At 53.3% G+C, this 19,866-nt stretch carries 19 protein-coding genes and 3 tRNA genes; 12 read left to right on the top strand and 10 right to left on the bottom strand.

Annotated features, from left to right (window positions below; genetic code table 11):
* The first annotated feature begins 23 nt into the window (after positions 1-23).
* The 3 genes from NXS97_RS10140 to NXS97_RS10130 all read left to right on the top strand — a co-directional run bounded on the left by NXS97_RS10140 (position 24) and on the right by NXS97_RS10130 (position 2,658).
* Positions 24-1,166, top strand: a complete 1,143-nt coding sequence (locus tag NXS97_RS10140; RefSeq protein ID WP_024472366.1) for a serine hydrolase — start codon at positions 24-26, stop codon at positions 1,164-1,166.
* 131 nt (positions 1,167-1,297) lie between these two features.
* The gene (locus tag NXS97_RS10135; RefSeq protein ID WP_116220008.1) at positions 1,298-1,804 is read left to right on the top strand and encodes an RcnB family protein; all 507 of its coding nucleotides are present in this window, start codon (positions 1,298-1,300) and stop codon (positions 1,802-1,804) included.
* A gap of 146 nt (positions 1,805-1,950) precedes the next feature.
* Positions 1,951-2,658, top strand: a complete 708-nt coding sequence (locus NXS97_RS10130) for a GNAT family N-acetyltransferase (protein ID WP_041931038.1) — start codon at positions 1,951-1,953, stop codon at positions 2,656-2,658.
* A gap of 22 nt (positions 2,659-2,680) precedes the next feature.
* Here the strand turns inward: NXS97_RS10130 and NXS97_RS10125 are convergent, their stop codons facing one another.
* The 3 genes from NXS97_RS10125 to NXS97_RS10115 all read right to left on the bottom strand — a co-directional run bounded on the left by NXS97_RS10125 (position 2,681) and on the right by NXS97_RS10115 (position 6,873).
* Positions 2,681-3,127 carry a coiled-coil domain-containing protein gene (locus NXS97_RS10125; RefSeq protein ID WP_013024496.1) on the bottom strand — a complete coding sequence of 149 codons (447 nt, stop codon included), beginning with the start codon at positions 3,125-3,127 and terminating at the stop codon, positions 2,681-2,683.
* Positions 3,128-3,365: 238 nt separating this feature from the next.
* Positions 3,366-5,657 carry a phosphatidylglycerol--membrane-oligosaccharide glycerophosphotransferase gene (gene opgB / locus NXS97_RS10120; protein WP_078828904.1) on the bottom strand — a complete coding sequence of 764 codons (2,292 nt, stop codon included), beginning with the start codon at positions 5,655-5,657 and terminating at the stop codon, positions 3,366-3,368.
* Positions 5,658-5,859: 202 nt separating this feature from the next.
* Complete coding sequence (locus tag NXS97_RS10115) at positions 5,860-6,873, bottom strand: glycosyltransferase family 32 protein (protein ID WP_013024498.1); 1,014 nt, start codon at positions 6,871-6,873, stop codon at positions 5,860-5,862.
* Between the two features lie 506 nt (positions 6,874-7,379).
* Between NXS97_RS10115 and NXS97_RS10110 the strand changes: the two genes are divergently transcribed.
* Complete coding sequence (locus NXS97_RS10110) at positions 7,380-8,330, top strand: YncE family protein (RefSeq protein ID WP_014595272.1); 951 nt, start codon at positions 7,380-7,382, stop codon at positions 8,328-8,330.
* Here the strand turns inward: NXS97_RS10110 and NXS97_RS10105 are convergent.
* Positions 8,327-8,881, bottom strand: a complete 555-nt coding sequence (locus NXS97_RS10105) for a histidine phosphatase family protein (protein WP_014595273.1) — start codon at positions 8,879-8,881, stop codon at positions 8,327-8,329. The genes NXS97_RS10110 and NXS97_RS10105 overlap by 4 nt on opposite strands.
* A gap of 586 nt (positions 8,882-9,467) precedes the next feature.
* On the opposite strand from NXS97_RS10105, the gene NXS97_RS10100 reads away from it, so the two are divergent.
* The 4 genes from NXS97_RS10100 (at position 9,468) to NXS97_RS10085 (ending at position 14,348) form a co-directional block, all read left to right on the top strand.
* Positions 9,468-10,862, top strand: coding sequence for an MFS transporter (locus NXS97_RS10100; protein ID WP_015701011.1), 1,395 nt, complete (start codon positions 9,468-9,470; stop codon positions 10,860-10,862).
* A 46-nt stretch (positions 10,863-10,908) separates the two neighbouring features.
* The gene (locus NXS97_RS10095) at positions 10,909-11,964 is read left to right on the top strand and encodes a LacI family DNA-binding transcriptional regulator (RefSeq protein ID WP_116220009.1); all 1,056 of its coding nucleotides are present in this window, start codon (positions 10,909-10,911) and stop codon (positions 11,962-11,964) included.
* Complete coding sequence (locus NXS97_RS10090) at positions 11,945-12,931, top strand: nucleoside hydrolase (RefSeq protein ID WP_116220010.1); 987 nt, start codon at positions 11,945-11,947, stop codon at positions 12,929-12,931. Before NXS97_RS10095 ends, NXS97_RS10090 begins: the two co-directional genes overlap by 20 nt.
* Before the next feature lie 196 nt (positions 12,932-13,127).
* Positions 13,128-14,348 carry an MFS transporter gene (locus tag NXS97_RS10085; protein WP_014606652.1) on the top strand — a complete coding sequence of 407 codons (1,221 nt, stop codon included), beginning with the start codon at positions 13,128-13,130 and terminating at the stop codon, positions 14,346-14,348.
* Here NXS97_RS10085 and NXS97_RS10080 read toward each other — a convergent pair.
* Both NXS97_RS10080 and NXS97_RS10075 read right to left on the bottom strand, forming a co-directional pair.
* Entirely contained in the window at positions 14,345-14,809 is a 465-nt protein-coding gene (locus NXS97_RS10080; protein ID WP_014606651.1) for a YbaK/EbsC family protein, read from the bottom strand. The genes NXS97_RS10085 and NXS97_RS10080 overlap by 4 nt on opposite strands.
* Positions 14,810-15,021: 212 nt before the next feature.
* Complete coding sequence (locus NXS97_RS10075; RefSeq protein ID WP_029570980.1) at positions 15,022-16,119, bottom strand: diguanylate cyclase; 1,098 nt, start codon at positions 16,117-16,119, stop codon at positions 15,022-15,024.
* A 252-nt stretch (positions 16,120-16,371) separates the two neighbouring features.
* Between NXS97_RS10075 and NXS97_RS10070 the strand changes: the two genes are divergently transcribed.
* Positions 16,372-16,608 (top strand): DUF1435 family protein, encoded by a 237-nt coding sequence (locus NXS97_RS10070; protein WP_014606649.1) that lies wholly within the window; start codon positions 16,372-16,374, stop codon positions 16,606-16,608.
* Between the two features lie 73 nt (positions 16,609-16,681).
* Here NXS97_RS10070 and NXS97_RS10065 read toward each other — a convergent pair.
* The 4 genes from NXS97_RS10065 to rsmC form a co-directional block, all read right to left on the bottom strand.
* A tRNA-Leu gene (locus NXS97_RS10065) sits at positions 16,682-16,768 on the bottom strand.
* 28 nt (positions 16,769-16,796) lie between these two features.
* A tRNA-Leu gene (locus NXS97_RS10060) sits at positions 16,797-16,883 on the bottom strand.
* 30 nt (positions 16,884-16,913) lie between these two features.
* Positions 16,914-17,000 (bottom strand) — tRNA-Leu (locus NXS97_RS10055).
* A gap of 161 nt (positions 17,001-17,161) precedes the next feature.
* Entirely contained in the window at positions 17,162-18,193 is a 1,032-nt protein-coding gene (gene rsmC, locus NXS97_RS10050) for a 16S rRNA (guanine(1207)-N(2))-methyltransferase RsmC (RefSeq protein ID WP_116220011.1), read from the bottom strand.
* A gap of 105 nt (positions 18,194-18,298) precedes the next feature.
* On the opposite strand from rsmC, the gene NXS97_RS10045 reads away from it, so the two are divergent.
* From NXS97_RS10045 to yjjG, 3 genes are read left to right on the top strand one after another with little or no spacing between them, the layout of a single operon-like run.
* A complete protein-coding gene (locus NXS97_RS10045; RefSeq protein ID WP_013024509.1) occupies positions 18,299-18,709 on the top strand; it encodes a DNA polymerase III subunit psi in 411 nt (136 codons plus the stop codon).
* Positions 18,681-19,121 (top strand): ribosomal protein S18-alanine N-acetyltransferase, encoded by a 441-nt coding sequence (gene rimI / locus NXS97_RS10040; RefSeq protein ID WP_014606647.1) that lies wholly within the window; start codon positions 18,681-18,683, stop codon positions 19,119-19,121. Before NXS97_RS10045 ends, rimI begins: the two co-directional genes overlap by 29 nt.
* A 19-nt stretch (positions 19,122-19,140) precedes the next feature.
* Positions 19,141-19,821: a pyrimidine 5'-nucleotidase gene (gene yjjG / locus NXS97_RS10035; protein ID WP_014606646.1), complete on the top strand. Its 681-nt coding sequence runs from the start codon at positions 19,141-19,143 to the stop codon at positions 19,819-19,821.
* Positions 19,822-19,866 lie beyond the last annotated feature (45 nt).

Genomic DNA, 19,866 nt, shown 5'->3' with positions numbered 1-19,866 from the left:
TGTTTAGACGCAGTGCAGTTCTGATGATAAGCGCGCTGTTATTGGCTGCCTGCGGCACGCTGTCGCAGACCTCTGCGCCAGCAGGCGACAAGCTTTATCTGACGCACAGCGATTTTCATGACAACCTGGACGATCTGGTGCGCCATTATATGCAGCGTAAACAGGTGTCCGGCATCAGTATTGCAATTATCCATCATCTTAATCCCACCTTGTTTTACAGCGCGGGTGTCACCGATGACGTACATCGCTATCCGATTACGCCTGAAACCTTATTTGCGCTCGGCTCACTGAGTAAAGGCGTAACCGCAGAGGTGATTATTGAGTTGGTTAACGAAGGCCAACTGCACTGGAGTGACACGCTGGCCGATTTGTTGCCCTCTGACGTCAGATTGAGCCAGGATGCACGTCAAATCACGCTATTACAGTTAGTGACCCATACCTCGGGTTTGCCGCGTCAGGATATGGATTTGCCGATGTTTATGCAGTTTATGGGCTATCTGCGCAGCGGTCAGAACTTTTATGGCAACCTGGATAGTGATGACGTTCTGGAATACCTGGCGGATTTTTCTGCGCCGCGTCAGCGGGGAGCGCAATACTCTAACCTTGGCTATGCGCTGCTGGGCTATATTTTGCGTGAACGCTGCCATAGTGATATTGAAACGCTTGCCCACCAACGGATTTTCCGACCGCTGGGAATGAACAACACCAGCTTTGTGCCTGAGCGTTTAAGCGGTTTTTCCACACGGGCGTTAGGGCATGCTGGCGATCAGCCAAAGCTTATCCCGCGCGGTGATCTCACCCCGGACTGGCGTTTCCAGCGTAATATGGTCGCGGCGGGCAGTCTTTACAGCAACGCACGGGATCTGAGCGTCTATCTGCGTGCACATCTCACTGCGGGCAGCGATCCGGCGCGTAATCGTGCCTTTGCTGAGATCAATAAAGGCGTGTATCAGCAGGGCGCACAGACGCAGAATATCGCCTGGGTTACAGACAGGCTGGCAGGAAGGAACATTACCTATCAGGTCGGCTATATTGGTGGTTATTCCGCTTTTATCGGTTTTGACAAGCAGGCAGGCAATGCCATCGTGGTACTGCAAAACGCGTTTAACTGGAGCAACTATCTTGGTATCACATTGTTGCTTAACCTGGCAGAGAAAGACAGGTAAGGTGTAGGTTGGGTCCAGAATGAGTCGTGATTCCTTACACTTACCTTTATGAGTGACGGAACCGCAGCCCTGTTTAGATTGTCTTCAGAGTAGTCTACTGTTATTAAAATCAATTCAATGTGGAAATTATTATGCGCAGGACTCAAATTGCTTTTATTTCAGCTGGTTTACTGTTCGGCTCGCTGAGCCTGATCCCCGCCGCTCAGGCTGCGGGTGAAACCACCGACAATGTGCCACCGCCGCCGCAGATTCAACCGGCCAATCCAACCGCTCAACCTGGCGATAACAACGCGCAGCCCGGTGCTGCAGCACATGCCCAGCCGCAGGCGCCGATGAGTTCTGACTCTAACGACGGTATTACCCCAACAACGCCTTCGCAGTCAGCAGGCAATCCAGGTAAGCCAAATTACGATCTCAGCACCATTATCATTGATTATAAAGAGCATAAAATCGGTGATACCGTGCCTGATAAGTACCGCAGCAAGACTTACACCATCACAGAGTGGCAGAAACGTAATTTGCCTGCGCCTCAGCCAGATACCCACTGGGCTTATATCAATGCCAATTACATTCTGATTACTAACGACACCGGTAAGATCGTTATGGGTAAATCCGGCGATATCTTCTTCCGCGGATAGTCCTGCGGCGCTTTGTTAGTTATCTCTTCTTTCAACGGCCGCGTTAAGCGGCTGTTTTCTATTTCTGTCTTTTTTATCAGTGATGACTTCTCAACGTGTTTGCAACATGGCAACGTGTTTTTATTTACTGCAATGGAGAAGGCATGATGTCGCAACACGTCAATCAGTATGGTCAACCTGTAGGGCAATCCATGCCCGACTGGCAGCCACGTCCCTTACCTCAGCGTGAGGTGCTTCAAGGTCAGGTTTGCCGTCTGGAGCCCTTTAGCGTGGCTTCGCATGCTGAAGCACTCTGGCAGGCCTGGTCGCTGGCAGAAGATGGCCGTGACTGGACCTATCTTTCTGAGGGGCCGTTTAATGATGAAGCCGCCTGGCTCCCCCATGCTGCTACGATGGAGGCGAGTCAGGATCCGTTGCATTTCAGCGTCATTGATGTTGAAACCGGTAAGGCCGTCGGAACGCTATCGCTGATGCGTGTTGATGCGCAAAATGGGGTGATGGAAGTGGGATACGTCACCTTTTCACGATTGCTAAAGCAAACAAGAATGGCGACCGAAGCGCATTTTCTTCTGATGCGTTATGCCTTTGAGCAACTGGGCTACCGGCGTTATGAATGGAAATGTGACAGCTGTAATCTGCCTTCGCGTCGGGCCGCGCTTCGGCTGGGATTTCGCTTTGAAGGTGAATTTCGTCAGGCCCGCGTTTATAAAGGCCGCACGCGCGATACAAGCTGGTTCTCAATCATCGACAGTGAATGGCCAGCTGTTAAAAATGGGCTGGAACGCTGGCTGGCAGAGGCTAACTTTACAGCCGACGGGCGACAGCGTGAAAAGCTGGAAACTCTGCGAGGTTAAGGCCTGAAGCGCGGGTAACGGCTCAGGCAAGCACATATTTAATGGTCGCCATAAGCAACGTGGTGGTCATGATCATCAGCAGACGCTGTACCCAACGCATATCGTTTTTTAAACTCCCGACGTCGGTCTTGAGTACGCTGACATCCGTTTTGAGCTCGGCGACGTCGGTCTTGAGTACGCTGACATCGGTCTTGAGCACGGCAACGTCCGTTTTGAGTACGCTGACGTCTGCCTTGAGTTCATCCACATCGGTTCTGAGGCACGACTCCGTTTTCTTCAGTTGCGTGCTTAGCGAAAAGATATGCTGATTCTGACGCTGAAAAGCCTGCATGACATCAGCACGGGACAGCGCATTGTCCTGCTTTAATGCCGAAAAAATATCCACCATCGCTTCTGCCTGGCGATCGTTGATGCCTGCGCGCTGTAAACGTTTAAACGCTTTGTGTGTATTCATCATGGTGAGTGTCATTCAAGAGCCTTCCCGATTCATCACGTTATTTGAATATCATGTCAGGAGAGCCGGTCTGGTCACAGAAGATAAAAAACATATTGCGAAATAAATTCCATTATATCAATTAGTTAAACGCGTAGTTTTCATCTTTTTGCGGGGTGGGCCGCAAAAAAAACGTTGTCAGTTAGCCTCTTTTACACAGCCCGCTTACCAGGCAGTGTAAAAGGTGGGGGCTAACCGTCATCGTGAATAAACATCAGGGAACGGGGATAACCTTTAACGTAATCAGACCGATGCCGAGTTTGCGTGGGTCCTGACCTGCGATGTTGTTAAGATTGCTGAGTTGCGGCTCTGGTGGGGTAAACGTTAACCGACGGCTTCCGCGAGTGTTATCAAAACGCAGCGTCTGGGTTGATGCTTCTTCTCCCAGCATCAGGGGCTGTTTTGTGTCGCCTACCTGCACCCTTGTGGGTCGGTGCGCATTGGGGCCATAGGCGCGAGCGGTAATCACCAGATCAAATCTGGCGGGCAAAGGGTTAACGAATTCTATGGTCACTTCCGGGGCAAGATTGGCGTTTGACCAGCGGCCCCAGTTTTCCGTACGGGAAAGGCCGCTGAACTGCTTCACGCTTGCGGGTGCGCCGGGAACCGCGAACAGAAAGCTGTCGGCATCATAACGAATCGCATTATCGTCGATGCGCAGCTGCGCCACGGCATGTTGATAGTTTGCATCGTTCTGGGGGCCTGCCGGGAACTGCACCTTTCCTTTCCACAGGGGGGTATCCATACGCATGACGGAGGGATGGCCCGCGAGCTGGCCCATTGCCAGGCACCAGTCGCTGGACAGGGCCAGCGCCGGTTGCCAGATACGGGCAATTTTAAAGCAGCGATCGACCCAGACAAACTTTTCCGCCGAGGTAAAGTCGGCCAGCTGATAACGTAAAGGCGCCGAATATTCCCCCTCAGGCAGTGGCTCTACATGCTTCTCCGTCACCCGCAGCAGAATGGGCAAGGCAAAGCTGGCCCCGGAAAAGCTGAGCGTGTTTTTCGTCTGATCCAGCGTGATGCTGTCGATCTTTTTGGGAAAGTTCCACAGCTGAATGATATCGGCTTTCCAGCTCAACACTTTGGTTTTCATATCCTCAAACTGGCTCGACAACGACACTGCGGACAGGCTGCTACGTCCCAAACCTATCGCATTGTCGCCGCCCAGAATATCCAGTAACGTCGCGCCGTTATCCAGTGTACTGCGTTTCATATCTATCACTTCTGCCTGCGGTTGATCGCCACGGATCACCATAAACAGATCGTGACGAGGACGCTTGATCAGAAAGGGATGCGCCGTGTTGTTCATGGCCAGATGATCGGATGCCACCACAATCACGGTATTCTTAAACCAGGGTGAAGCCTTAATACGGGCAATCAGGCGTGCGATATGCTCCTGCGAGCAGGATACGGCGCTGAACGACTGATTTGGCTTGCCCGCATAGCTGTAACTTTTGCGCTGGCAACTTCGGGAAATAAACCCATCAGGATGATGCGTATCCACCGTGAGCGCAAACAGCGCAAAACGTTTCTGCTGGCGCGAAAGTGCCTCATAGGTTTCAAACACCTCGTCCAACACGGTATCGTCGTAATAACCCCAGTTGTTGCGGTAGGTCGGATCGCTAACCTTGTCTTTGAGTTCCTGCGAACCGAACAGGCGCGCAGGGTCAAAGCCGTGAGAACGTAAAAAGACATCTTTACCCGCAAAGCGCAGGTCAGCGCCCTGAATAAACCAGTTTTCATAACCGGAATTTTTTAAAATATCGCCCAGGCAAACGTTCTGTGGGTAAAAACTGGAAAGGGAGGCGGAAGCATTTCCGTCGAAAGGGGCAAAAAGCGGGATACCGCACATCGATGCGACCATACCGGCAATGGTGTAATCCGTGCCGGGAAGCTGCTCGGTCTGGGTGAAGTCGATGCTTTGCTCTTTTTCCCGGCTGAGTTCGGGGGCCAGTCCAGGGAAGGCAATCGGGTCGAAGTAGGTCCGCTCCAGGCTTTCAGCATAAATATACACCACGTTAAGTGCGGGCTGCGCAATGCGCTTTTTCGGGACTTTATAGACGGTGGCAAAGTCGGAGTTTTCGCGCAGTGAGTGCGAGGTAATGAGAGAACTCACTTGCTGAAAGGCTGGCGTTGTATGTACCGCGCCGGCGGCACAGGCAAAAGCCACCAGGCTCCAGCCTGAATGAAAGGGCCGCTCACGGCGGCGCAGCAGCCATGACAGGGCACAAAACAGTAAAAACAGCACGATGACCAGCCCAAGGGCGGGCACAACGTATTTACTCAGGCCCGCACCGGTCAGGCTGTTCGTTAAGGTATACACTACTGCGTCAGTAATGCCGTCGCCGGTAAAATAATTACTGGCGAACAGCGTGGCGTTGAGCAGCACGAACAGCATTAACAAGCACAAGGTGAGGGAAAACCAGATTCTGCTTCGGCCTGCTTTACAGGAATAAACAGCAATCGCGGTCAGAAAAAGTATCACTGACACGAATTCAGACAACGTCAAATCCTCTTATCGTATGAATATGTCTCTTATCAACAGGGGGACATTCCATGGATTTTTGACTCAATCTATAGTGGCTGTCATCAGGCTGCAACATCTCTGCGCAGATTTGGCTGCAGACTCACAGTACAGTCAATTCCACGTTAAACAGGGGCGAAGTGCCCGGCGATTTCTAATGAAACGGCCGGGCAGGGGCGGATTACGCGCGTTGTTCCTGCGGCGCTGAAAGTCTGGCGGGAGAGGATGGGCTGTCGTGCATCGCTTCCCCGACCAGGCTGGCACGATTGTAAAAGCGTAACCGCAGGTTAAAATCGAGGTGCGCGCGCGCACTGTCACTGAGCCGGATGACCGGCGGCGGCGTGAGCGGACGCTGCTGAAACAGAACAGAGCGCACACAGGCATCGTTGCTGCCAGCATGCACCTGCTGATAATAGCCGACGCTGGCTTCCGCTTTACGTAACCTGGTATTAACCCGACGATGCTCATCCATAGCCAACTGATGTGCCAGCGCCGTGAGTTCGTCACCGGGGTTGCTAAGATTCTGTTGCACTGCAGGGAAATCACTGCGTTTCATTAACTCCAGCAGATAGTTTTGTCTCCCCACGTATTTTACCGGGGCCAGTTGTTTCAGCCATTCACGAATAAAGGGGTTTTGAGCAGGCGCCGCGATAAAGCCGGTTTCAATCATCGGTCTGAGTGGGTTAACTGTGTTTTGCTGACGATAATATCCCAGCACATCCATGGGGCGGTCGCTTTGGGCCTGATGGACCCAGGCAAGATCCTCGAACAGCAACGTGTTGCAGTCGATGCTGATGCCACCGTAGCGTAATAATAGCTCCAGCCGGATGATGTCGCTTTTTAGCTGCGGAGTCAGATCGGAAGAGACAAATTGCACATCCGGCAGCCACTGTCCCAGCGTCTGAGGGGTAAGCAGGTGGATCTCATGATCCGGATTATCACGGCAAATTTTACTGGCGTTAAGGGCAACGGAAGCAGGTAGCCGGTCGCCGGGCCAGTACAGCCAGACTTTTTTAGCAATGGCAGGCAGGGTCTTAGGTACGGATTCCAGCAGCACGTCCTGTTCCAGCGTAGGATCGTATTCAGGCGCGCTTACGGCCCGGTGTTGTTTAATCGTCCACAGCATGCGGCTGGTGAAAGCAAGTTTTTCCCATTGACGCCAGAGATGATGCAAGGAACGGCGGTGTGAATTCATGTTTCACCTGTTATTTTGATTATAGTGTTTATGCCAGTCGGCAAAATAAGGGCTTAAGCTGTCATCCCGTATATAAACCGCCATAAACGCAGACATGCTGCGCTGCGCAATTTTTATTGTATTTCCCTGGTGATGGTTCGATGGCGAGCCACGACAGTTTCTGTGCACAAGCGTGACGTGAGCGGCCGCGACTCATTTATTTAATAGAACACAATTCAACAATTCGCTATTCCTGATGGAAACTTTAGGATAAAACGGAAATAAGCATTCGCCTGAAATAAAAATAAATATTTATTTACGCTAATGTTTTATTCCGCTATGGCAATATCTTTATATCGACAGAGTGGGCGTTTTTCTGTCATGAAACCCATAAACAGTGCGCGAGTATGAGCATCAGTGCGGAATCGAGATAAGTGAAATATTCAGCATGATTAATGAATTTACAGATGCGCGCAGCCTGACAGTCATTGTCTACGCTTTAGCTATACAGACGAAAAGGAGATGACATGCCGTTTGAATCTCGAGGATTACTGGCGATTGACAGGCAAACCAGACGGGCGCTGTTTCTCGATCCTGACACCTTTGACGTCAGCCAGGCCGTGGACGTTATCCCAACGCGACTGCACGAGCTTTTGATGCTCGCGCCCTGGGAAAAGGCTTTTCTCCCTCTGTACGGTGACGATATGCAAGGCGATGCGCCTCATCCTGGCCATAAAGTGGCGGTCATTGATTTACGACAGCGGGCGATTAATGACTATATCGACCTCTCACCGTCACAAGCGCCGCACAGCGGTCAGTTAGGGCGCGACGGCAAAGTGTATCTGTGCTGTGAAAATCCTACTGTCGTGGTGGTGATCGATCCCCTTACCCACCGCGTTGAAAAGACGATTCCCATTCCGCTTGATAATACCCATCGCCTGACGCTTTCGCCCAGCGGCCGCAAGCTCTTTACCGACAATGAGCAGGATGCCACCATTACCGTCGTTGACCTGTGCGAAGCGGAAGGGCGAGTCATTGATACCATCCTGATGCCCGGCCCGGTTTCAGGCCTTACTGCATCACCCAGGCATCCCTATCTCATCGCCAGCGCCGCCGATGTGCCGCTGCTCTATGTCGTCGATCGCCAGAGCCATCGAATCCGCCAGCGGCTGGCGCTTCCTGGCCATCAACAGCCCTGTCAGAAGGTTCGCTTTAGTCCGGATGGCGAGTATCTGATGGCGATCGGGCACCAGGAACCCATCGTCACGCTTTTTGATGAATTACTGAATCCTTTGGGGCATATAGCGCTGACTCACCAGCCGCTGGATGGCTGTTTCAGTCCGGACAAGAAACGGCTGTTGATCACCCATGATGATAACCGGACGCTGAGCGTCATTGATCTGGTACAGAAAACCGTTCTTGCGACAACCGAGGTGGGGGCTGGCTACGAAACGCTGAGCTACTTTCAAATTGGTTAAATAAAGGGGCGATGGTAGATGGCCGAACTCCAGTGGCGGCTGCTGGCGTGTTTTTCCGCCTGCCAGCCGCGCTTACGCAATTCACGGGCAATCATCTTGTTCATAATGCCGTGCCCCAGCAGCAAAACCGTACCCTGCTGCGACAGGGCGATCAGGCGATCGGCGGCACGCGAGGCGCGGGCGCGCGCATGCTGCAGCGACTCGGTCTCCCCGGCATAGCCACAAAACCACATGGCGCGCAGGATGGCCTGCCAGACAAAGGTGGGTAACTGAATGCGATCAGCCCGGAGCAAAGGAATACCGACTTCACTGAACAGCGCATCAACGTGATGGGGATGCAGTCCGAGGCGCTCCAGCGAAGAGTGGGCGCGGGGCAGAGGACTGCAGACCACAACCGCCGCTTTTCTGGCGATGCTGATGCTGCGATCGGGCGGGCCATCGCTCACCAGTGACAGATCATAGGCTTCACACCAGTCTGCCAGCCCCTGTGCGCTTAAACGTCCGGCAAAAGGGTGGTCAGGTTTACCATGTCGCATTAGGATAATGGTCATAATGATTTAACGGCGTTCTCCGGTTTATGCGCCAGTCAGGTATATCTGAGGATGCGGTATGTGGCAATCGCTGCCTGTGCTGTCATCAGGCAGTCACACCAATGTGCGACAACATCAGAGCGATGAAAGGGTCAGACAGCCAGTTTGGCTTAATGTTAAAAGAAAAGTGCCTCTGGTTCCGGTGTATGCTGTTTTTTTGTGCGCCGGGTCGGGATTAACCGCCTGATTTTGCGCTTAAAATGGCATATTAATGAAGCTTGATAGTGAAGGAAATCTAACAAATTTTCTCAAAGGCTATTGATTTATCTACGCGCGTAGATACACTAGCTTCCAGTGATTGCTCACGGTGCTCGATGCACGGTAGGCCGATCGAGGATCAAGTTACATTCGCCAGATTAATACGACCGCTGAAATATACAGCGGCGAAGCTCGCGATACTGCGGATTCCAACACCAGGGAATCTTTAACTTTCCTTTCATCATGGTTAGCCAACTGAATGTCGCCACCGGGGCGTTCTGCTCGTAGTCAGGGAACCGTCTCTCGGAATGGCATTTATCGATCTGCATATTTTCAAGGGACAGCGTTTATGACGGCACAGCACTCCGTTACGCAGCAGGCAGCACAGCCTTCCACCTCTGCCGCTGATGAGCGGTTTACTACCCCAGCCGGCCGCAAAGATTTTTGGCGCGCGACGGTTTCATGCTGGTTAGGGACGGCAATGGAGTACGCGGATTTCGCACTCTATGGCCTCGCCGCCGGCATTATCTTCGGTGATGTTTTCTTTCCTGAACAAACCCCCGCCATGGCGCTGCTTGCCAGTTTTGCAACCTGGTCGGTTGGATTTGTTGCCCGCCCCATCGGCGCGTTATTTTTTGGCTGGCTGGGCGATCGAAAAGGTCGCAAAGTCGTCATGGTAACCACCATTATTCTGATGGGCGCATCCACAACCCTAATCGGCTTGATTCCCAGCTACGCCTCCATTGGCATCTGGGCGCCTGCCTGTCTGGTTCTGCTACGTTTCAGTCAGGGGTTTGGCGCAGGCGCTGAGCTTTCCGGCGGAACCGTGATGCTGGGAGAATATGCGCCGGTTAAGCGGCGTGGCCTGGTGTCTTCCGTTATCGCCCTCGGCTCTAACAGCGGCACGCTGCTGGCATCGCTTGTCTGGCTGCTGGTGGTGCAGATGGATAAACAAAGCCTGCTGGAATGGGGATGGCGTATTCCCTTCCTGAGCAGCGCCGTCATTGCCCTTGTGGCACTGTGGATCCGCCGCAACCTGCGGGAAACCCCGGTGTTCGAGCGCAAGAAAGCGCAACTGGAAGCGGAGCGGGCGAACCTTATCGCCACGCAGCATCAGACGGTTGATACGCGCCCCTTCTTTCAGCGTACCCGTGCTTTCTGGACCATGGTCGGCTTACGTATTGGCGAAAACGGTCCCTCTTATCTGGCGCAGGGTTTTATCGTCGGGTATGTCGCTAAGGTCCTGATGGTCGATAAATCCGTGCCGACCACGGCGGTCTTTATTGCCTCGCTGCTCGGCTTCCTGATTATTCCCCTGGCCGGCTGGCTGTCAGACCGCTTCGGTCGCCGGGTCGTTTATCGGGTTTTTTGCCTGTTGCTGATGATTTATGCCTGGCCAGCCTTTACGCTGCTGGATACGCGCGAACCTGCGATTGTTATCCCGGTTATCGTGGTGGGAATGGCGCTGGCTTCTCTGGGCATCTTTGGCGTTCAGGCGGCCTGGGGCGTGGAACTGTTTGGCGTGAACCACCGTTATACTAAGATGGCCGTGGCCAAAGAGCTGGGCTCGATTATTTCAGGTGGCACTGCACCTTTGGTGGCGGCGGCGATGCTGTCGTACACCGGGCACTGGTGGTCCATTGCGATCTATTTCTCTGCGATGGCTTCCATTGGTTTCCTGACTACCTTTGTGGCACCGGAAACGCGCGGGCGCGATCTTAATCTGCCAGAGGACGCCATCTGAATACGATGAAGTTACATGGCAAGCGGCATTAGATGAGGAGGGCGAAGTGGCGAAACCGGTAAAAACGACGGTCACGCGCAACGACGTGGCAAAAGCCGCAGGGACCTCGGTTGCCGTGGTCAGTTACGTCATTAATAACGGACCACGCCCGGTCGCGGATGCCACCCGTCAGCGGGTGCTTGCCGCCATCAAGCAAACCGGCTATCGCCCGAATGCCGCCGCCCGCGCCCTGGCGTCAGGCCACACCAAAACCTTTGGGCTGGTGGTGCCGAATATCAGCAACCCCTTTGTCGCGTCGATGGCGCACATGCTGCTGCAGGAGTCGCTCAATCACGGGCATGTAATGCTGCTTGGTGATGCAGGCGACGATCGCAAACGGGAGCTGGAGCTGATTCAGGGGCTACTGAATCGTCAGGTCGACGGCCTGTTTTATAACAGCGTGGATCGCCATCCTTTCATTGATATCATCACAGCCAGCGGGACACCGCTGGTTATGCTTGATCGGGTTGAAGCGCAGCCCGGGGTCAGCATGTTACGGGTGGATGAGCGACAAGCCGCCTTTCAGGTGTGCGCACATTTGCTGAGCCATGGTTATCAGCAGGTCGGCATGATTAGCGGACCGCTGGATATGCTCAATGCCCAGGATCGTATTCAGGGCTGGCGTGACGCGATGCAGGCGCACAATGTACAGATAGATGAATCACTGATTTTCCCCACTACCTATACCCGTGAGGGCGGTTATCAGGCAACGCTACGCATGATAGCCAGCCAGAAGCTGCCCCGCGCGCTGTTTGCCAGTAACGAAGGCCAGGCCATTGGCTGTATCCGCGCCTTGAGTCAGCACGGCATTCGCGTGCCGAAAGATGTCGCGCTGGTCTGCTTTAATGGCACAGAACAGTCTGCCTATCACGTTCCGGCATTAACGACCGTGCGTCAGCCGGTAAAAGAGATGGCACGCTGCGCTATCCATATGTTGAAACAGTGGAATGGCGAGGCACGCATTGAATCGTTTCCACACCATCTTGAAATTGGTGAATCTTGTGGCTGTCGGCCATCACAGGCCAGAGTAAATAAACCAAATAATGAAAAGACTGATTATTGATTGTGATCCGGGGAATGGTATTGCAGGGGCGAACACGGATGACGGCCTTGCACTTTCTCTGGCATTAGCCTCACCAGGGCTGTCGTTAGAATTAATTACCACCGTAGCAGGGAATACGCCGAGTGATGTCGGTGCGCGGGTCGCCAAAGATTTGGTGACACGGCTGGGCTGTGCCGTGCCTGTCGTGCAGGGTGCCCGTCAGGCATTGTGTGAAGATCCCGGCCCCTGGCGCGCTGTGCTGGACAAGCGGGTTGAACAGCTCAATCTGCTGTCACTCTGGCAGGGCGTTCCTCAGCCTGCCATGTTAGAGGCTGATGCAACGGATGCCGCGCAGGCGATGGGGCAACTCATCTGCGATAACCCCGGCGAAATCACGCTGATTGCGATTGGCCCACTCACCAATGTGGCGCTGGCCATGCAGCGTTTTCCGGACATGGCGGAATCGGTGGCAGAGATAGTGATTATGGGCGGCGTTTTTGCGCTGGATGATTACATCAAAGACACCAATTTCGGCATCGATCCGGAAGCTGCTCATCAGGTATTACACAGCGGCGCCGCCATTACGCTGGTCCCCATGGATGTCACCACGCAAACGCTGCTGACTCAGGACGATCTGACGCGCATGACCTGTCGCGAACATCCGCTGACGCGCTTTGTGCATGACACCTTGCAGCCCTGGATCGACTACTCAATGCAAACCCGTCGCTTGGCCGGATGCTGGATCCATGATGCGCTGGTCGTCGCCTGGCTGCTTAATCAGCGCGTGGCATGGGGAACGGACTACCGTGTTGATATTGAGCTTCGTCCGGGCGCGACGCGCGGTAAAACCTGGCGCTATCGGCAACCACTGCGTCTGGACGTGGGTATTCCGCCTGACGCCGGCGCGCTGGTGCATGTGTTGCACAGTGTGGATAACGCGCTCCTGCTGTCAATCATTGAGCAGGCCTTTAACCACCTTCCCGAGTAAAACCCAGGCGATTCGTCGCCTGGATTCTCTGCCGTCAGACACGCTTTCTTACAGCCTGATCCACTGCCTGACAATTGCGCGGTACGCTCTCCTCTAGAACATGATGTATACATTTGATTAACAATTACATCACTCTCCGACAGCGGCCAGGAACGTTATGGGCGATGCGCCAGAGTGTCTCACAGAGGAGACGTGTATGCTTGACTGGACATCGACCCAGCGCAACGTTGCTTTCGCCTGTTTTGCCAGTTGGACGTTGGACGCATTCGATTTTTTTATTCTGGTGTTTGTACTGAGTAACCTTGCTCAGTACTTCCACAATTCTGTCACCGATGTGTCCGTCGCCATTATGCTAACGCTGGCGGTGCGCCCGATTGGCGCGCTACTGTTTGGGCGGATGGCGGAGAAATATGGCCGTAAGCCGATCTTAATGCTGAACATTGTCTTTTTCTCCGTGTTCGAACTGCTGTCTGCCTGGTCACCGACCTTCGCTGCATTTCTGGCTTTCCGCATTTTCTATGGTATAGCCATGGGCGGCATTTGGGGCGTAGCCTCTTCGCTGGCAATGGAAACCATTCCCGATCGCTCCCGCGGTCTGATGTCGGGACTTTTCCAGGCCGGCTATCCGTGCGGTTACCTGCTTGCATCCATCGTCTTTGGTTTATTTTTTGATGCGGTGGGCTGGCGCGGCATGTTCCTCATCGGGGCTGTTCCGATTCTGCTGTTACCCTTTATCTATTTCAACGTCCCTGAATCGCCCGTGTGGCTGGCGGCACGTGAGCGCAAAGAGAGCAGCGCACTGATGCCGATACTGCGCCAGCACTGGAAAATCTGCATCTACATGGTGCTGTTAATGGCCTGCTTTAACTTCTTTAGTCATGGTACGCAGGATCTTTACCCGACTTTCCTGAAAGTGCAGCACCAGTTTGATGCCCACACCGTGAGTATTATTGCCATCAGCTATAACATTGCCGCTATGCTGGGTGGCATCTTCTTCGGCACGCTGTCTGAACGTATTGGCCGCAAGAAAGCCATTATTATCGCCGCATTGCTGACGCTGCCGGTGCTGCCGCTGTGGGCCTTTTCCAGCGGTTCATGGGCTATTGGTCTTGGTGCCTTTTTGATGCAGTTTATGGTGCAGGGCGCATGGGGCGTGATACCGACTTACCTGAACGAACTGGTGCCGGGGAATGCAAGAGCGGTATTGCCCGGCTTTGTTTATCAGTTAGGTAATCTCATTGCGTCCGTCAACGCGACGCTGCAGTCACGTATTGCTGAAGCGCACGGTGGCAACTACGGGCTCGGTATGGCCATCGTAGCGGGAACCGTGGCCGTATTGATTTGTGTTTTTGTCGCCTTTGGCCGCGAAACGCGCGGAATTAAAATTTCCGGCGCGATGGCAAAGCAGACACATTAACGCGTTTCACAGACGTCTACCCATTTTGCCGCAGTAAGTTCAGCCATCTGCTGCGGCGAAATGCGTACGGCACTGTGAACCGCGCCCGCGGCGGGCAACACTTCATCAAAGCTTTTTAACGAGATATCACAATATACCGTGACCGGATTTTCCAGGCCAAAAGGGCAAACCCCGCCAACCGGATGCCCGGTCCAGTTGATCACTTCGTCCACGCTTAACATCCGCGCTTTGGCACCCAGGACGGCTTTGAGTTTGCGGTTGTCTAGCCGCGCATCGCCACGGGTCACCACCAGGATCACCTCATTCTTGACCTTGAGGGAAAGGGTTTTGGCGATTTGTCCCGGCGCCACACCGTGAACGCGAGCCGCCATTTCTACCGTTGCCGTACTGTAAGGCATCTCAATGATGTCGATTTCCGGCGCACGCTCGGCAAAAAACTGGCGTACAGACTCCAGGCTCATTTTTCTCTCCATGCTAATTGAAGGCGTAAAAATTGCCACAAGCCCGCAGCGGTGTAAACGAGAGAGAGAAAGAATAGGTAACAGAATGCATAGCGGCGAGAGGGCTGGGGAAGGGCGGAGGCAAAACGAGAGGGCGCTAAGGGGCTGGCACGGTTTTATCTCTTCCTGTTTTCACTAAGTGCCGCCGGATAACATGGCTATCCGGCACGCACTTATATGACGTCACTCGTCGCGGGGCTGGGAACACCGGGCAGATCTTCCCAGGCCAGAATCGTATTTCGCCCCCGATTTTTTGCGACGTATAATGCGCGATCAGCATTGGCAACGGCCTGATCAAATTCATTGTCGTAAATCGGCGCAATACCTGCACTAATGGTGACATGCGTCGAAACGCGCTCATTAAACAAATGGGGAATTTCCAGATTCACCACATATTGGCGAATTCTTTCCGCCAGCTTCATAGCGATTGATGCATTGACGTTGGTCATTAATACTAAAAACTCTTCTCCGCCGTAACGTGTTACCACATCGCGTGAGCGTACCGCATCGCGAATGGCAACCGAAACGCGTGCCAGCGCCTGATCACCCATCGCATGACCATAATTATCGTTGTAAGCCTTAAAGTGATCGATATCTAACAGCAACACATAATGACTGCCGACATGATTATCCAGAATGTTATCAAGGCGATTTTTCAGTCCGCGTCGGTTATATAAGCCTGTTAAGGGATCGAGCATACTGAGATCGCTGAATGACTCTTTTTCTTCATACAATTGATACATTAAGCGCAGCGTAAAGTCTTCCGAACGGCGTCGCATCAGATGTTGCAATGAAAAGCCAATCAAGGGTAAGGCAATCGTCAATAAAATCAACGGCAGATGTTGCCCGTGATCCAGCATGAGCACTGTTAACATGGAAGGGGTTATGTGCAGGCAAAACGCGACCAAATAATCGCTCAGTGCAATGGCGCTGATAAAAAAAACGCACAGCAGACTGACAATCAAAAAACCGCCATCGTCAATTAAAACAGAATGATAGCGATACTGAATATGCCATGCCCATAGCCCGCCCAGGATGAGCGCGACGGGATTTAACAGCGGTAATTTTAGTTTAGTTTTTATTAAACACGTGCTCAGCATGGTCAGGCTAAAGAACGCCACCATCATCACCGGCACGGTGATTTGTGTTTCATTATTTTCGGCCAAAGGGAGCAGACAAAATAGCGAAACGGATGCGTTTAAAAACAAAAAGAGCATCAACGAGAGGCGGTATTTGCTGTGTTTCAATTCATCATAAGATTCTATTTTCATTATTCATACTCGTGACGGCCCTGAAATAACAAAGCAAAAACCGGCGCAGGATTTCAGCCGGTCGACAGGCATTATATTGCTGTTATAAAAAGTGTAATCGGTTGCAATTTAACATTTTCTTGTTTAGCTGTCATCTTCCCGCCCGCCTGTAAAAAAACAAGCTGAAAGTTGAGAATTATTATCATATGCTAATGGGAATGGTTATCATATCGGATTGACTAAAACGGCTCACAGGTGGTCAGGGGGAAGGTAATGCGCGGTATCAAACTGGATAGTGCATGGGGAAGTATGCTGGCATGTGCGGCAATACCGGTAATAACAGCATGGCAGCCTACCTTTGAGCAGTGGCGCATCGTGATGTTAATCGCGTTATTGCTCACCCTGCTTATGTTGTTTAATCAGCGCATGCGGCACTATGTATTGCTGCCTTCCTGTCTCGCGCTGGCAGGCGGCATTGCGGCAACAGGCTTCAAATTCAGCGGGCTGTAGTCTGTCCGGGGAGTGAAACGGGTAACGCAAGGGAAAGGAAAATGCAGGGATAATAGAGTGGGAATGACAACGTTGGTGCGAAGAGAGGGACTTGAACCCTCACGTCCGTTAAGACACTAACACCTGAAGCTAGCGCGTCTACCAATTCCGCCACCTTCGCATCGAGTTGTCTTTTCATATCACCGCAATGGTGCGAAGAGAGGGACTTGAACCCTCACGTCCGTTAAGACACTAACACCTGAAGCTAGCGCGTCTACCAATTCCGCCACCTTCGCGCAGTGCTCGCGATATGAAATATGTGATTTTGGTGCGAAGAGAGGGACTTGAACCCTCACGTCCGTTAGGACACTAACACCTGAAGCTAGCGCGTCTACCAATTCCGCCACCTTCGCATACCCGCAATACGTTACCGTATTACAACCACGGAGGCGCATTTTAGAGATTTTACTCAATGCGTCAACACATATTTCGCCAGACGGAAACGATCGCTGCAAAAAGCAACGTTTTCAGCCTGGCGACGCGCTAAAACGGCGAAAAAGGCAGAGAAAAGGTATTAACGGGCTTTGGCACCGCGACCGTAAACCGCACGATAAACTTTAAAGCGGCCGGTTTGCGCCAGCACTTCGTGATTGCCAAAGGCTTCGTCCAGCACCTGGGGATAAGGCAGGAAGGCGTTCGCGACAATGCGCAGCTCTCCACCGCTGTTCAGGTGCTTAACGGCACCCCGGATCAGCGTTTGGGCGGCATCCAGGCTGGTCTGCGTGCCTTCATGGAACGGCGGGTTAGAGATAATCATGTCAAAGCGCCCGGTCACGTCGGAAAAGACGTTACTGGCAAAGACTTCGCCTTCCAGGCCGTTAGCGGACAGCGTGGCTTTACTGGCCTCGATGGCGGCGGCATGTACGTCACACAGCCACAGGCGCACTTTAGGTGAATGCGCCGGTAACGACGCGGCGATCACGCCTGCGCCGCAGCCGATATCCAACACTTTCCCTTTGGTGTGCGGCGTGAACGTGGATAGCAGTAATGCGCTGCCCGCATCCAGACCGTCGCGGCTGAATACGCCGGGTAACGTATGAACGGTCAGATCATCCAGCTGGTAGCTGTTACCAAAGGCCGAGGCATCAAAGGCAGGCTGCTTCTCCAGACGACCATGATAAAGACCACAGCGGCGTGCACTGTCGATTTTTTCCAGGGGCACCCACTGCTCCAGCATCCCTTCCGCACTGCGCACGCCGCTGCGGTTTTCACCTACCACAAAGACATCGCAGCCAACCGGCAGCAGAGACAGCAGATTTTGTAACTGGAATTGCACTTCCGGTTTGTTCTTGGTCCAGAAGTAAACCAGCGTATCGCAGCCCTGAACATCCTCTGCCTGAGCGACCAGTCCATAACGCGCCTGTTCCCCCATACGACGGCTCAGGTTTTGCCAGTGATGATATTGCTGAGTGTGCACGCGTGAAGAGGCGGTCTCAAGCTGTGCGGGCAGGTCATCCTGCAGATCGCCAGCAAATAAAACGTGGCGGGCGGTAAATTCATCACTGTGGCGCAGAATGACTTCGCTGGCCGGGGTAAAAGCAGACATGTAGGGCTCCTGTAAGATCTGAGCGGAGATTATAGTGGTTTGTTGGCGCATGTTCGATGGGTTTGCTAGCATAGCGTCGCATTCAGCGAGCAAAGCAGGTATATCATGACGTCCAGGCGCGACTGGCTTTTACAGCAAATGGGGATTACGCAGTATCAACTGCGCCGCCCGCGCGTGCTCCAGGGCGAGATCGCCGTACGGCTTTTGCCGGATACGCAGCTGATTATTGTGGCGGAGAATCCGCCAGGTTTGCAGGAACCCATCCTGCGTGATGTCCTGCACACGCTCAGTCTTAAACCGACGCAGGTGATGACTGTGACGCCTGACCAGCTGCAAATGCTGCCGGAAACGCTCAACTGCGCGGGCTGGCTATTGGGCGTTGAGAGCGAACAAACCTTTAATGGCGTTGCCTTAACCAGCGCTTCTTTTAATGAACTGCTTAGCAGCGGTGCCGCCCGGCGCGCGCTCTGGCAACAGATGTGTGAACATGACAGCCATTTCTTTCCTCACGCCTGACGCGATTCCCGAGGCCTTTGCTATTGAATGTCGCAGCCATGCATTCCCCTGGCGCGAAGAGACCTTTAACAGCAATCAGGGCGAACGTTTTCTGAATCTGCGGTTGGATGTCGATAACCAGATGGCCGCCTTCGCGATCACCCAGGTGGTTCTGGATGAAGCGTCGCTGTTTAATATTGCTGTCGACCCGGCTTATCAGCGGCGCGGCCTTGGCCGGGCGCTGCTGCAGCATTTAATCGATCAACTGATTGCGCGCGATGTCATGACATTGTGGCTGGAGGTGCGTGCGTCAAATGCACCCGCCATCGCGCTGTACGAACAGCTGGATTTCAACCAGGTCAGCCGCCGTCCCCACTATTATCCCACCGCCAGCGGCCGTGAAGATGCACTGATCATGGCGCTCACGCTGTAGCCGTTTCTGAGGAGTTTTGATGTTAGATAACTGGGATTGCATCCTGTTTGATGCGGATGACACGCTGTTTCACTTTGACTCGTTTGCCGGCCTGCAACGTCTGTTTGCCGGATACGATGTGCAGTTCACCGACCAGGATTTTGCGGATTACCAGGCGGTCAACAAGCCACTCTGGGTGGAGTATCAAAATGGCCAGCTGTCTGCACTGGAGCTCCAGACCCGCCGTTTTGTCGGCTGGGGGCAGAAACTCAGCGTGGCACCGGCGATCCTTAACGATGGCTTTTTGTCAGCCATGGCGGAAATTTGTCTGCCGCTCGAGGGTGCAGTCAGCCTGATGACGCTGCTGCACGGCCGCGTCAAAATGGGCATCATCACCAACGGCTTTACCGCGCTGCAGCAGCGTCGTCTGGAGCGTACCGGCTTTCTCGAGTACTTCTCTGCACTGGTGGTGTCAGAAGAAGTGGGCGTGCCTAAACCTGACGCCAGGATTTTTGACTATGCGCTCGAACAGATGGGACATCCGCAACGCGATCGCGTGTTGATGGTTGGCGATACGCCAGAATCAGACATCCTCGGCGGCATGAATGCGGGCGTTAAAACCTGCTGGATCGACCACGGCTCGCGCCCGCTGCCCGAATCGATCAAACCGGACTGGCGGGTGAATACGTTATCCGAGCTGGAAGCGCTGCTAAAAGGCTGATCCTGGCGCGTTACGCGGATCTGGAAAGCAAAAGGCCCTTAAGAC

This window comes from Pantoea sp. B623 (genome assembly GCF_024814475.1).
Lineage (GTDB): Bacteria > Pseudomonadota > Gammaproteobacteria > Enterobacterales > Enterobacteriaceae > Pantoea > Pantoea ananatis.
Note: the sequence above shows the minus strand (reverse complement) of the source record. Positions and strands in the feature narration are given on the sequence as shown.

Excerpts from the sequence above, each read along its gene's own strand:
- NXS97_RS10140 (WP_024472366.1), top strand. The coding sequence starts at position 24 with ATGATAAGCGCGCTGTTATTGGCTGCCTGCGGCACGCTGTCGCAGACC.
- NXS97_RS10135 (WP_116220008.1), top strand. The coding sequence starts at position 1,298 with ATGCGCAGGACTCAAATTGCTTTTATTTCAGCTGGTTTACTGTTCGGC.
- NXS97_RS10130 (WP_041931038.1), top strand. The coding sequence starts at position 1,951 with ATGTCGCAACACGTCAATCAGTATGGTCAACCTGTAGGGCAATCCATG.
- NXS97_RS10125 (WP_013024496.1), bottom strand. The coding sequence starts at position 3,127 with ATGACACTCACCATGATGAATACACACAAAGCGTTTAAACGTTTACAG.
- NXS97_RS10115 (WP_013024498.1), bottom strand. The coding sequence starts at position 6,873 with ATGAATTCACACCGCCGTTCCTTGCATCATCTCTGGCGTCAATGGGAA.
- NXS97_RS10110 (WP_014595272.1), top strand. The coding sequence starts at position 7,380 with ATGCCGTTTGAATCTCGAGGATTACTGGCGATTGACAGGCAAACCAGA.
- NXS97_RS10105 (WP_014595273.1), bottom strand. The coding sequence starts at position 8,881 with ATGACCATTATCCTAATGCGACATGGTAAACCTGACCACCCTTTTGCC.
- NXS97_RS10100 (WP_015701011.1), top strand. The coding sequence starts at position 9,468 with ATGACGGCACAGCACTCCGTTACGCAGCAGGCAGCACAGCCTTCCACC.
- NXS97_RS10090 (WP_116220010.1), top strand. The coding sequence starts at position 11,945 with ATGAAAAGACTGATTATTGATTGTGATCCGGGGAATGGTATTGCAGGG.
- NXS97_RS10085 (WP_014606652.1), top strand. The coding sequence starts at position 13,128 with ATGCTTGACTGGACATCGACCCAGCGCAACGTTGCTTTCGCCTGTTTT.
- NXS97_RS10080 (WP_014606651.1), bottom strand. The coding sequence starts at position 14,809 with ATGAGCCTGGAGTCTGTACGCCAGTTTTTTGCCGAGCGTGCGCCGGAA.
- NXS97_RS10075 (WP_029570980.1), bottom strand. The coding sequence starts at position 16,119 with ATGAAAATAGAATCTTATGATGAATTGAAACACAGCAAATACCGCCTC.
- NXS97_RS10070 (WP_014606649.1), top strand. The coding sequence starts at position 16,372 with ATGCGCGGTATCAAACTGGATAGTGCATGGGGAAGTATGCTGGCATGT.
- rsmC (WP_116220011.1), bottom strand. The coding sequence starts at position 18,193 with ATGTCTGCTTTTACCCCGGCCAGCGAAGTCATTCTGCGCCACAGTGAT.
- NXS97_RS10045 (WP_013024509.1), top strand. The coding sequence starts at position 18,299 with ATGACGTCCAGGCGCGACTGGCTTTTACAGCAAATGGGGATTACGCAG.
- rimI (WP_014606647.1), top strand. The coding sequence starts at position 18,681 with ATGACAGCCATTTCTTTCCTCACGCCTGACGCGATTCCCGAGGCCTTT.
- yjjG (WP_014606646.1), top strand. The coding sequence starts at position 19,141 with ATGTTAGATAACTGGGATTGCATCCTGTTTGATGCGGATGACACGCTG.